The organism is Luteibacter sp. HAY1-4A (genome assembly GCF_056755355.1).
The window spans coordinates 1-12,172 of sequence record NZ_JBNDHZ010000001.1; the positions used below are offsets into that span (position 1 = coordinate 1).

Here is a 12,172-nt window from a genome sequence, read left to right on the forward strand (position 1 = left end):
AGATGTGTATAAGAGACAGGAAGCGCGCTGGCGCGCGAAGGGTGCTTGCGGCAAGTCCCTTCGCGCGCCAGCGCGCTTCCCACACAGGTCAGGTGCAGTGCTCCGCGCGCTTGCCATGGAATGGCCATAAGCGAGACCTTGGGTCGGCCCGGAGTGCTGGTTATTCTCCGGCGGGACATCAAAGGAGAAACTCCATGCGCCGCACCTTGCTAGCGCTCGCCGCTTGCACCGCCCTGCCCGCCTTCGCCGTCGATACCGCCAGTTGGACGCAGGCGGTGGAACCACACCTCATCTACGGCAACACGTATTACGTGGGCACGAAGGGCGTTTCATCCGTGCTCGTGACGTCGCCGCAGGGCCACGTGCTGATCGATGTGCCGCTGGAGGAAAACGTGGCGCAGATCGAGGCCAACGTGCGCAAACTCGGCTTCAGGGTCGAGGACATCAAGGTCATTCTCAATTCCCACACCCATTTCGATCATGCCGGCGGCATCGCGGGCCTCGCGAAAGACAGTGGCGCCACGGTGCGCGCGACGGCCGCCGGTGCCAAGGCGTTGCGCATGGGTGGCGACGACCCCAGCGATCCGCAGTACGGCGACGTTCACCTGTTCCCGAAAGTCGCCGCCGTGGGCGATATTGCCGACGGAACCGTCGTGCGCGTGGGGCCGCTGGCGCTCACGGCGCACATCACGCCCGGGCATACGGTGGGTGGTACGGCGTGGACATGGACCGCGTGCGAAGGCAACGCGTGCAAGTCGATCGCTTACGTGGACAGCCTTAGCGCGCTTTCCGCCAAGGGCTACCGCTACCGCGACCACCCCGAATTCGTCGCGGCCTTCCGCAAGACTTTCGACCGCGTGGCGGCACTGCCCTGCGACATCCTGATCGCGCCGCATCCGGAGCAGGCCGAGGGCAAGACCTGCAAGACCTATGCGGAAGCGGGCCGGCAGCGCCTGGCCAAGGAACTGGCGGAAGAGGCCCGCAAGTAACGGGCTCTGCCGCGCCCCCTGTGGGAGCCGCCACGGCGGCGAGGCAACCTCGCCATGACGTCGCAATCTTGTCTCGCCGCCATGGCGGCTCCTACGGGTTACTTCCGAGCATCGCGTCGATCCGCGCGTCCTTCTCGGCCCAGAGTTCGTTTACCCAGGCCTGAAACCGTTCGCGGAAGACCGCATCGTTTTCATAATCGCCGCGCAACGACGGCGGGATGGGAAGCCGGCGCGCATGCAGGCGCACCTCGCGGATGCGGCCCGCCAGCATGTCCATGGCCGTGCCCGGGCCGTCCGGATACACGATGGTCACGTCCAGGATGTCGCGGATCGCGTCGCCCATGGCATCGAGCACGAAGGCCATGCCGCCGGCCTTGGGCCGCAGCAGGTGCCGGTAGGGCGATTTCTGCATGTCGTGCTTGGCCTGGGTGAAACGCGTGCCCTCGGTGAAGTTCATGATCGACACCGGAAGGTGGCGGAACTTCTCGCAAGCCCGTCGCGTGGCCTCGCGATCCTTGCCACGCAACTCCGGGCGCGCTTCCAGTTCCTGGCGCGAATGCCGCTTCATGAAAGGGAAGTCCAGCGCCCACCATGCCGGCCCCAGCAGGGGCACCCAGATCAGTTCGCTTTTCAGGAAGAAGCGCATGAAGGGAATGCGCCGGTTGAACACTTTCTGCAAGGCGGGAATGTCGACCCAGCTCTGGTGATTGCAGACGACAAGAAAATTCTCATGCAGCGCCAGGCCGTCCACGCCGTCGACCACCCAGCGGGTGCGGGTAAAGACACCGAAGAGCCAGCCGTTGATCCCCAGCCAGCTTTCCGCGATCCGGACCAGCACCGCGCCGATCGCGCGCTGCAAGGGAGCGAAGGGGAGCAGCAGCCGCAGCAGCGTCAATGCGAACAAGGGCAGCACGTGCAGCAGGGTGCTGACGAACAGCAGGACACAGACGAGGGGAACGCGCAGGAAGGTGGGAAGGGAGGCGAGCATGGGGGTCGGGCCGGTCGGCGAAGCGTGCAGTGTACAGGCGATGCCGTCGCATCTTCGGCAGCGGTTCGTGCCTAGGCGCCCAGCTTCTCGTTCACGGATGCCAGGTCCTGCTTCACCGTATCGATGCCTTCCCACGGGTCCTTCTTCAACCGGGCAAGGCGTTTCGGCACGCTGCGCAGGTCGAAGGCATTGCCGGATTTCACCTTGCCCAGCTCCTCCCAGCGCAAGGGGACGGCCACTGGCGCGCCCGGCCGCGAGCGCAGCGAGTACGAGGCCACCGCCGTGGCGCCGCGCCCGTTGCGCAGGTAATCCACGTAGATCTTGCCGCGGCGGAAGCGCTTCGTGGCGGTAGCGACGAACTCCAGCGGATGCAGTGCCGCCATCGCTTCGGCAAAGCCACGGGCGAAGGTCTTCACGGTGTCCCAGTCGGCGCCAGGATTGAGTGGCACGACCACGTGCAGCCCCTTGCCGCCGGTGGTGCGCACGAAGGAAACGAGGCCCAGTTCGTCCAGGAAGCCACGGACCATGCGCGCGGCCGCCACCACGCGCGGCCACGCCACGTCTTCGCCTGGATCGAGGTCGAACACCACACGATCGGCGATGTCCGGCGCATCCACGTGCGAGCCCCAGGGATGGAATTCCACCGCGCCGAACTGCACGAGTTCGATCAGGCCGGCTTCGTCGCGGGGGTAAAGATAGACGGCCTGGGCGCCGGTCTCTTCCTTCAGCTTGGCCGTGCCCACATGCTCGAGGCCGGCCATGACGTGCTTCTGGAAGAAGCACTGCGCGCCGATACCGCCGGGGCAACGGATGGTGGACGTGGGGCGGTCGGCGATGGGCGGGAGCATCCACGGCATCACGGCGCGGTAGTAATCCACGACCTCCTGCTTGGTGATGCCGTCGTCCGGGAAGACGACGCGATCCGGATGGGTGATGACGATCGAGTCGACGGCCGCACTTTTCGACGAACCTTTCCTGGCGCTCTTCCCCTGGCGTCGCGCGTCCTTCGCGGCGGGCACCGGCGGCGAGCGGTCGGAATCGCGCAGGTCGGCGGGAGACTTGTCGACGCGCAGGGTCTTCAGGCTGGGCTGGCGCAGCAGGTCCTTGTTGCCGATGCCGCGGTAATACACCTCGGCCACGACGGTCGGCGGCACCCACAATGCGCCGCGCAGCATGGGATCCACCGCATCGATGCGCACCGTCGGTTTCTTCGTGCCGCCCTTGGCGAGCGATTTTCCGAGGCTACGCAGCATCTCGTCAGTGAAACCGGTGCCCACGCGGCCGACGTATTTCCATCCGCCATCCGTGTCGGGTTTCGCAAGCAGGAGCGAGCCGAACGAAAGGCGCGAGCCCTTCGCCGGGGTATAGCCGACCACCGCGAACTCGTCGCTCTCCAGCCGCTTGATCTTCTGCCAGTCGTCGCCGCGGCCGCTGTGGTAAGCGCCGTTTGCGCGTTTGGAGATGATGCCTTCGAGCTTCTGTTCCATCGCCATGGCGAACACGTCGTCACCGTGGCCTACGTTGTGCGAGCTGTAGGAGAGGTGCGGCGGAGCGTGCGCGAGCAGGCGTTCAAGAAGCGCCTTCCGTTCCACCAGCGTCGTTCGCGAAAGGTCGTAACCCTGGAGGTAGGGAATGTCGAACAACATGTAGACGAGCGGCGCCTGCGCCTCGCCCGACAGTGTGCGTTGCAGGGCGTTGAAATCGCTGCGGCCCTCCGCGTCGAGGGCGATCAGTTCGCCGTCGAGGCGGGCGCTGTCCAGGCCAAGCGCCTCCACGGCCTGCGCGATCTCGGGTGCCCGTTCGTTCCACGGCAAGGCATTGCGCGACCACAGCAACACCTCGCCGCCGGCGACCCCGGTGAGAATCCGGTAGCCGTCCCACTTCACCTCGTGCACCCAGTCGTCGCCTTGCGGAGGTGTTTCGCGCAGGCGCGCGAGTTGCGGGGGAAAGAAGCCGTTGTCCGGTTTGGCCTTGCGCGCACCTTCGAGCGTGGCGGCGGCCTTGGTCAGCGTGGGCAGTGACACTCGCCGTGTTTTCGGCGGTGCCTTCTTGCGCGAGGTGGACTTCTTCGCGGCGGCACGGAGGTTCGGCGTGTTGGCGGCACGGCGTGTGCTTTCGCGCATCTTCGCGTCCAGGAGGTCGTCGGCCTCGACGTCGCCGGCGTAGGCATCTTCCGCCTTGATCAGAAACCACGTGGGCTGGCGCTCCTTCCGCGCGCCGCGGACCAGGTGCCAGCGGCCCTTGAGGCGCTTTCCGAACAGCTCGAACTCCAGGTGGCCCTTGCGGATCTGCGCTTCGGGGTCGCCCTTCGTGGCCCAGACCCCTCGATCGAAGAGGTCCACGTGGCCCTTGCCATAACCCTCTTCGATGTCGCCTTCGAAATCGGCGTACGACACGGGGTGGTCTTCCACTTCGACCGCCAGCCGCTTCACCTTGGGGTCGTAGCTGGGACCCTTGGGGACCGCCCAGCTTCGCAGCACGTCGCCCACCTGCAGCCGGAAGTCGAAGTGACGCCGCGACGCGTGGTGCAGCTGCACGACGAAGATGGCCCGGCTGCCCTCGCGCAGGGAATCGTCAGGCGCCGGTTCGCGCGTCTTGGCGAAATTCCTCTTGCGGCGGTAGTCCTGGAGGCTCATGCGGCGATGGTTGGCGACGGGGGGTGAACGCGCCGTGGAATGTTGGCGTCGGCTGTCATCGCACTTTCAGACGGGTCGTATGGGAGTGGCGCGGTCCACGCGGCAGACTGGAGTCCCGCGCGCAGGATGCGCCCACCATGTTCCCATACGCCCGTCCGCTGGCCTTGCTCCTTCTGCTCCTGGCCGTGCCCAAGCCATCCTCCGCCCTCGCGTCCTGCAAGCTTCCGCCCGCGCAGGGCGTGCCGCAGCACATAGCGTTCGGCGTCGTCCAGATCCCCGCCGATGCGCCGGTGGGCCAGGTGCTGGCCATGCGCCGAAGCGATCCCTGGTCGTCTTCGCAATACCACTTCTGCGCGAAGTACACACGCACCTTCACCCTGGGGGCTCTCGTCGGCCCCGCATTGGGCGATGGCGTGCATGCCAGCAACGTGCCGGGTATCGGCCTGCGCGTCCGTTTCCATTATCGCCTCGGCGAGTACGTGCTTCCCTTCACAGACACCTATGAGGCACCACCCCTTGGGGCCAAGCCCGACATCGCCATGGTCAATGCCGCGTTCTCGGTAGAGCTCGTCAAGATCGGGCCCATCGGCAACGGTGGAACACTGACGCCCGGTCGGCTCGCAAGTGCAGGCTACGACCATCGCGCCCTGGTTACGCTGGATCTCGGCGACACTCGCATCGAACCCCAACGGCCCACGTGCTCGTTCCAGACCCGCAACCTGCTGTTCGACCTGGGCCAGGTCGACGGCGGCACACTCGCGGCGGTAGGGCGCAGCCGTTGGGCCGCGCAGGAACTCGTCGTCACCGGGTGTACCAACGCCACGCACCTGCTCATGACATTCGCCGGAGCGCCCGACGAGGCCGACCCTGGCCTGTTCAAGCTCGACGGCACCGGCGCCGCGCACGGCGTGGCCGTCGAACTTCGTGCGGACTACCTCGACACGCACCTCGTACCCAACGACCCGCGGCCGTTGGAATTGCGCGTGTGGCCTTACTGCGACGTGTGCGGGTTCCGCGCGCGGTACCGCACTACGGGTCGCCCGCTGGCGCCGGGCTCCGCCAACGCGCACATCACGGTGAACGTCGCCTACCGCTGATGCGCACTATGCCGACGGCAGTGCCCGCGCCGTGTCGAAGGATCGGCGCGACGTGTTCCGTCGCGCATTCCGGCAGAGGCCGATGCTGCACCCGGCCGCGCATCGGCACAGTGGGTGTCCCACACCCCACACGGACACGATGATGCGATCCGCCCGCGCAAGACGTTCCACATTGGCTCTCCCCTTCCTTCTGTTGACCGGCCAGGCCTATGGCACCGGATGCCTGTCCCACCCGTACCAGGGCGCACCGCAGAAGGTGTCGTTCGGGCTGGTCACCGTGCCGCCCGATGCCAAGCCCGGCACGGTGCTCGCAGAGCGCACCGCGACGCCCCGCCAGTCGCACGACATCAAATGCCTCTACCCCACCCGCACTTCGACACTGAATCTGTTCAAGACGCCCAGCGTCGTCGGCAACGGCGTCTATGAGACCAATGTGCCAGGGATAGGCGTCCGCGTCTCATTCGACTACGGCGACTCGTACTACACCGCGCCCGAGTCGGCCTACATCAGGTGGATCTTCCAGTCGCGGCTGGGGAGCGCCAAGGTGGAACTCGTCGTCACCGGGCCGGTCACCACGGGCGGCAACCTGCGCACCGGCACGCTCGCCGGTGCGGGTTATGACGGCCGCGTCCAGGCGGTGGTCGATCTGGTAGACGCCCGTATCAAGCCGCAGGAAATGATGTGTCCGTTCTTTGCATCGGAAGTATCCAATGCACCACGCGTTGCGGCGCATGCGGGCGGCCCCCGGATCACCGCCGTGGCGGGTGGTTCCTATAGGGCAGTTGTATTCAAGGTCCGTGAAAGCGCGGCGGGGCGGCACGGGCGACAGCTACGCCTCGAAGACATGTCCGATCCCATGCTGCAACAGCTGGACGCCGCCCCGCTCTTCAGCGATGCCCTCGCCGACAACCGGCACGATCCGCATGGCCTCCGGCGCTATTTCCGCATTGCCATCCCCGAGGATCGGCAGGACGACTGGACGTATGTGAATCGTGTGGTGGCAAGCTTCGCGCAGCGGGACGATGTCGAACTCGCCTATCCCGAACTCGCGCCGGTAGTGCCTGGCGCACCGGATTCCGCCGTCGGCCGAAGGGGCAGGTCGCTCGAGCCCCTTCCCGCGGGAGCATGGCATGACTATTCGTTCCGGCAGTTCTATCTCTACCCGGCCGACGCCCGCAATGGTGTGTACATGCTCGGCGGCGTCGACGCCCACTATGCCGCACGCCAGCCAGGAGGCAAGGGCGAAGGCGTCAACATCGTCACCATGGAGCCCGGCGCGTGGGATCCGGCCCATTCCGACCTTCCGCAATCCGTTCGCAACTTCGGCGATTACCGCATCGACCACAACAACACGGCGACCGCCGGGATTCTCGCGGCGGTCGACAACGGCTTCGGCATCAAAGGCATCGCTAACAGGGCCACGCTCGCCCACGCATCGTCCGACGTGAGCCACTTCGCCGAGTTGAGGAATTACCTGAAACCCGGCGACGTGCTGGTGACGGCGTTCGCCGCCGCGTCGGGTCCGATCGCCGGCTGTGCCGTGAACTGCATGCTCCCTGTGGAATACATGCCTGCTTGGTTCGACGCGATCAGCGATCTCACCGATCGCGGCATCGTCGTCGTCGAAAGCGCGGGGGACAGCGGTATCGACCTCGATCATCCCGACCTGGGCGGCCGCTTCGACAGGGCGCACCGGGACTCCGGTGCCGTCCTGGTTGCAGGGCTCTGTGCGATGAATGCGAGACGCTCGCCGTCCAGCAACTTCGGTGCGCGCATCGACAGCGCAAGCTGGAGCTGCGGCGATGTATTCACGACGGCGGGCAAGTCGCGTTACGCCCCCAGGGAATTCGACATGGAAGGCTATACCGACGCCCACACCGGCACGACTGCGGCGGGCGCCATCGTCGCAGGAGCCGCGGCCAGTGTGCTGGGTTATGCGCGCAGCAAGGACCTGGCTCTCTCCTCCACGGGCGTACGTGCCTTGCTCACCGCCAGCGGCACACCGCTGGCCGGCGGCGACTCGAGCACCACGGGCACCCAGCCGGATCTCAAGAAGGCCTTCGTGGAAGTCGACGACTGCGCGGGAAGCCTCGGCCGCTGAGCACAAGGAGGCGGGTGGGGCGCCACCCGCCTTTGCGAAGCCTTGCATTCCCCTCGCCGCTATAGCGGCTCCTACAGTTATTGCCAGCCCGCGCTGCGGCATCTACGCCCGTGTCTCGACGCGCATCTGGCCCTGAACCTTACCGCTTGGCGTCGTTGCCGCCACCACGCAAGGCAAAGGCGGTAACGATCGCCGAAAGCGCGGCAAGCCCCGCCGACACCAGCATGACGGCGCGGAAACCGGCGACGAACGCATCGTCGATAGCCCTCCGCGCCGTGGCGTCGCCGACCTGGATACCGGCCATCTTGGCCTTCTGCGCCACGATCTGTGCCGTCACGTCATGCGGCAGGCCGAGCGTGGCGAGACGGGCGTCGAGGGTGCCGTTGAATACATGCGCGAGGATCGCACCGAAGACGGCGATCGCCAGCAAGCCCGCGGTGCGGGCGACGGCGTTGTTCACGCCGGAGGCCGTACCGGCCAGCGAGGGCGACAACGCGTTCATGACCGTGGTGGTGAGGGGCGCCACCACGATGCTCATGCCGAAACCGAGAACGCAACTCGCGGGGAAGAACGTCGTCCAGTAGCTGTCGCCGACGCCGGGGATCGCATAAAGGACGAAGCCGGCCGCGGCGATCGACGGTCCCACCACCAGCGGCAACCTGGCGCCCACGCGATCGACGAGCTGGCCCGTCCAGCGCGACAGCGAAAACATGATCACGATGAACGGCAACAGCGAGGCACCCGCGCCCGTCGCTCCATAACCCTGCACCTGGATGAAGTTGAGCGGGATGAAGAAGAGGCTGCCGCCGAGCGCGGCATAGAGCAGCAACGTAAGGGCGTTCGCTGCCGCGAAGTCGCGGTTGCGGAACAGCGACAGGGGAAGCATCGGCGCGGCCGCGCGGCGTTCCACGCGCAGGAACGCAACCAGCGAAGCGACACCGATAGCGGCAGCGGCCAGCACCGACCCGGATGTCCACCCCTTCGTCGGCGCCTCGATCAATGCGAACACGACGCCCGCAAGGCCTGCCGTCGCCAGCAGCGCGCCGCCGATATCAAGCTTTCCGGCATGCGCTCCGTGACTCTCAGGCACGCGCCAGAGGCATAGCGCGACCAATCCGACGCCGAGGGGCAGGTTGATGAGGAATGCCCAATGCCATGAGACGTATTCGACGAGGTAACCGCCGATCACGGGGCCGGCCGCCGCCGTGATACCGCTGAAGGCGGACCATGTGCCGATCGCGGCACCACGCCGTTCCTTCGGATAGGCGCTGCTGATCAGTGCAAGGCTGCCGGGCACGAGCAGCGCGGCGCCGAAACCCTGGATCGCCCGCGCGCCGATGAGCGCGCCGATGGCGGGCGATACGGCGCAGGCCAGCGACGCCAGCGTGAAGACCACCGTGCCGACGACGAACACGCGGCGACGGCCGAAGCGGTCGCCGAGAACACCTCCCACCAGGATCAAGGCCGACAGCAGCAACGCATAGGCTTCCATCACCCACTGCGCGTCGGCCGTCGTGGCGTCCAGCGCCTGTTGGATGGCGGGCAACGCCACGTTGACGATGGTGCCGTCGACGAATGCCATGCCCGATCCCACGATCGCAGCGATCAATGTCCAGCGACGCGCGGTCTCGCTGCACGTGATGGACTCGTCGTCGTCGGTTGCGTCGGGGGAAGGGGAGGTCATCGATGCCATATGACACGAGCCTACCGCGTTGCGACCCGGCGTGCCTTGCATGTCTGAACGGCGAATCCGGTCCCGCGCATTGACAGCGCGCGCCGTGGCGGGGACAGTCGAAGGTCGACGACATGGGAGGGTGGGGCATTGAATCGACGTGACTTCGCGAAGACGCTGGCCGTGGCGGGAACGTTCGCCGGCGGCATGGGCAGCGCCCTGCGCGCCGTGGCCGCGGCACCTTCGGCGCCGGCGGCAAAGCGGCATGTGCCCGTGGACCCGGCCAGGCTGCAAGCCCTGCAACAGGCGTTCCTCGATCTTCGCTTCGGCATGTTCATCCACTTGAACATGGCCACGTTCGAAGAACGCGAATGGGGCGATCCCACGTTGTCGCCGAAGCTCTTCGACCCGAAGCACCTCGACACGGACCAGTGGGCCAGGGCGGCGAAGTCCGCGAACATGGGCTATGCGTGCCTCACGACGAAGCACCACGACGGCTTCTGCCTGTGGCCCACGAAGACCGGCAGTGCGAATGTCATGCAGTCCTCGTTTCCGCACGACGTCGTGCGGCGCTACGTGGATTCATTCCGCAAGGCGGGGCTGAAGGTCTGCCTCTACTTTTCCATCCTCGACCTGCGCCAGGACATCCGCGCGCGCACGGTCACCCCGGAAAAGATTGCGCTCATCAAGGCGCAGATCACCGAGCTGCTCACCAACTACGGGCCGCTCACGGCGCTGATCCTGGACGGCTGGAATGCGTCGTGGTCGCGCATCTCCTACGCGGAGCTGCCGTATCGCGAGATCTACGACCTGGTGAAATCGTTGCAGCCGGACTGCCTGCTCACCGACCATAACGCAGGCAGCTATCCAGGCACGGCGCTCTACTACACCGACATCAAGCAATACGAGCAACACGCGGGCCAGAAGATTCCGCCGGACAGCCCTGTACCGTCGCAATCCGGCACCACGCTGCAAAGCGACTGGTTCTGGAAGAAGGCTTACCCCACTTCGGAACTGGCATCGGCGAAGACCATCGTCGAGGAGTGGTTGAAGCCGTTCAACGACAACCACTGCAACCTCATCCTCAACGTGGCGCCGAATCGGGATGGCCGCTTCGACGACAACGCGGTGGCGAGACTCGCCGAGATCGGCAGCCTGTGGAAGAACACCGGCCCGGCGCCCAGGATCGGCCGCTCCGTCACGATCACCACGCCCGACCTCGCCGCCGGCAAACCCGCATGGGCAAGCGCGAGCGACGAGGCCGTGGGTCCGGACCAGGCTTTCGACGACAACTTCCGCAGCTACTGGCTTGCCGACCGCGGCAAGGAGGAAGCGTGGATCGAAGTGCGTTTCGATGCGCCGGTTGCCTTCAACACGCTCTCGATCGTGGAGCCGCTGCACGCGGAGGGCTACGGCGATGCGAGCCGCATCGCGTCGTACAAGGTGGAAGTGGAGCGCGACGGCGCGTGGACCGAACTCGCCGCCGGCACGACGCCGGCGCCCTACCAGTTCCACGAGATTCCGCATACCACGGCCAGACGCGTCCGCCTCAGTGTGCAAGGCAAACAGCCGGGCATCACGGAATTCGGCATCTACGACGAGCCGCGCTAGGCTGAACCACGCGGTCGTCACGCCTTTAAAACCAAAGGCTTGCCACCATCTTTCCGTGTCAGACCCGAGCGCCGGAGGTAAAACCATGGCAACCGGATGGGCGGGCGATACCGCCGTACAGGACCAGATCGACGCCACCGTGGAAGACGCGGTGAAGCGTGCGCGCAGCCGCATGGCGAAAGGCCCCAGCCTGGAGCGCTGCGAGGAGTGCGACAAGCCGATCCCGGAGGCGCGGCGCAAGGCCGTTCCGGGCGTGCGCCTCTGCGTCGCCTGCCAGGAAGCGGCGGACAAGGAAGAAGCTGCCTTCAGCGGCTACAACCGCCGAGGCAGCAAGGACAGCCAGTTGCGCTGAGGCGTTCAGCCGGCGGGATAGTCCAGGCTCGGATACCACGAGGGCTTGCGTCCCTGCGGCAGGCAGTCGATCACCGTCCACAGAGGCATCAGGTCGGGCGCGCCGCGCGGGTCCTGCCCGGGGTCCATGGTGTTGCCGTCCATTTCGCCCGACCAGAAATGACGGACGGTTCCATCGCGCCGGGTGAATACGTTGAAGGCGGGCTCGTCGCCGCCGTTCTCACCGATGGCGAAGTAGTCGCGGCTGAAGTTGCCGTTCGCATCCGAATAAAGCTTCAGGTGCCGCCAGCCGCGCTCCCTGGCGAAGGCCACCATGCGTTCGATGGGCGAGCGGGAGATGACGGCCAGCGCCGTGTTCTGCTCGATGTCCCGCGCCTCGCCGTCCCATGCGCTGAGCAGGGAGGTGCACATGGGGCACGGACGTTCGCGCTGCGGCCCGAACATCCAGCTGTACGTGACGAGGCTTTCCTTGTCGCCGAACAGACCGGCGAAATCCACGGGGCCGTCCACGCCCACGAAGCGATAGTCGCCGCGCACTTCGCCGCCCGGGGGCAGGGTGCGGCGCAGTTCCGCCACGCGCTCGATGTGGCGGCGGAGTTCGATTTCCTCCGCCAGGAGGGCCGTGCGGGCCTTGCGATACTCGGCGCTCTCGTTCGGGATGCGGAACGTGCTGCGGGCCGCCAGTTCGGCGGCCGGTACGAGCGGTTGGCTGGTCATGTCGTATCTC

9 protein-coding genes are annotated in these 12,172 nt (G+C 66.4%); 5 read left to right on the forward strand and 4 right to left on the reverse strand.

The features are described 5' to 3' along the window. Positions 1 to 194: 194 nt before the first annotated feature. Positions 195 to 989 (forward strand): subclass B3 metallo-beta-lactamase, encoded by a 795-nt coding sequence (gene bla / locus ACPYOD_RS00005; protein ID WP_481299669.1) that lies wholly within the window; start codon positions 195 to 197, stop codon positions 987 to 989. A 91-nt stretch (positions 990 to 1,080) separates the two neighbouring features. Here bla and ACPYOD_RS00010 read toward each other — a convergent pair whose 3' ends face one another. Further along, complete coding sequence (locus ACPYOD_RS00010; protein ID WP_481299670.1) at positions 1,081 to 1,977, reverse strand: acyltransferase; 897 nt, start codon at positions 1,975 to 1,977, stop codon at positions 1,081 to 1,083. Between the two features lie 71 nt (positions 1,978 to 2,048). Next, entirely contained in the window at positions 2,049 to 4,613 is a 2,565-nt protein-coding gene (ligD, locus tag ACPYOD_RS00015; RefSeq protein ID WP_481299671.1) for a DNA ligase D, read from the reverse strand. A gap of 137 nt (positions 4,614 to 4,750) precedes the next feature. Here ligD and ACPYOD_RS00020 point away from each other — a divergent pair, with 137 nt between their 5' ends. Together ACPYOD_RS00020 and ACPYOD_RS00025 are read left to right on the forward strand one after the other, a co-directional pair. Beyond that, positions 4,751 to 5,710 (forward strand): fimbrial protein, encoded by a 960-nt coding sequence (locus ACPYOD_RS00020; RefSeq protein ID WP_481299672.1) that lies wholly within the window; start codon positions 4,751 to 4,753, stop codon positions 5,708 to 5,710. Positions 5,711 to 5,882: 172 nt separating this feature from the next. Beyond that, positions 5,883 to 7,811, forward strand: coding sequence for a S8 family serine peptidase (locus ACPYOD_RS00025; RefSeq protein ID WP_481299673.1), 1,929 nt, complete (start codon positions 5,883 to 5,885; stop codon positions 7,809 to 7,811). Positions 7,812 to 7,950: 139 nt separating this feature from the next. On the opposite strand, the gene ACPYOD_RS00030 is transcribed toward ACPYOD_RS00025, so the two are convergent. Further along, the gene (locus ACPYOD_RS00030) at positions 7,951 to 9,495 is read right to left on the reverse strand and encodes a DHA2 family efflux MFS transporter permease subunit (RefSeq protein WP_481299674.1); all 1,545 of its coding nucleotides are present in this window, start codon (positions 9,493 to 9,495) and stop codon (positions 7,951 to 7,953) included. Between the two features lie 138 nt (positions 9,496 to 9,633). Here ACPYOD_RS00030 and ACPYOD_RS00035 point away from each other — a divergent pair, with 138 nt between their 5' ends. Beyond that, positions 9,634 to 11,094, forward strand: coding sequence for an alpha-L-fucosidase (locus ACPYOD_RS00035; protein WP_481299675.1), 1,461 nt, complete (start codon positions 9,634 to 9,636; stop codon positions 11,092 to 11,094). An 85-nt stretch (positions 11,095 to 11,179) separates the two neighbouring features. Further along, positions 11,180 to 11,446: a DksA/TraR family C4-type zinc finger protein gene (locus ACPYOD_RS00040; RefSeq protein ID WP_481299676.1), complete on the forward strand. Its 267-nt coding sequence runs from the start codon at positions 11,180 to 11,182 to the stop codon at positions 11,444 to 11,446. A 5-nt stretch (positions 11,447 to 11,451) separates the two neighbouring features. Here ACPYOD_RS00040 and ACPYOD_RS00045 read toward each other — a convergent pair whose 3' ends face one another. After that, positions 11,452 to 12,162, reverse strand: coding sequence for a DUF899 family protein (locus ACPYOD_RS00045; protein WP_481299677.1), 711 nt, complete (start codon positions 12,160 to 12,162; stop codon positions 11,452 to 11,454). Between the last annotated feature and the right edge of the window lie 10 nt (positions 12,163 to 12,172).

Coding starts and splice junctions, on each gene's coding strand:
- ACPYOD_RS00040 (WP_481299676.1), top strand. CDS start 11,180: ATGGCAACCGGATGGGCGGGCGATACCGCCGTACAGGACCAGATCGAC.
- ACPYOD_RS00010 (WP_481299670.1), bottom strand. CDS start 1,977: ATGCTCGCCTCCCTTCCCACCTTCCTGCGCGTTCCCCTCGTCTGTGTC.
- ACPYOD_RS00020 (WP_481299672.1), top strand. CDS start 4,751: ATGTTCCCATACGCCCGTCCGCTGGCCTTGCTCCTTCTGCTCCTGGCC.
- ACPYOD_RS00030 (WP_481299674.1), bottom strand. CDS start 9,495: ATGACCTCCCCTTCCCCCGACGCAACCGACGACGACGAGTCCATCACG.
- ACPYOD_RS00045 (WP_481299677.1), bottom strand. CDS start 12,162: ATGACCAGCCAACCGCTCGTACCGGCCGCCGAACTGGCGGCCCGCAGC.
- ligD (WP_481299671.1), bottom strand. CDS start 4,613: ATGAGCCTCCAGGACTACCGCCGCAAGAGGAATTTCGCCAAGACGCGC.
- bla (WP_481299669.1), top strand. CDS start 195: ATGCGCCGCACCTTGCTAGCGCTCGCCGCTTGCACCGCCCTGCCCGCC.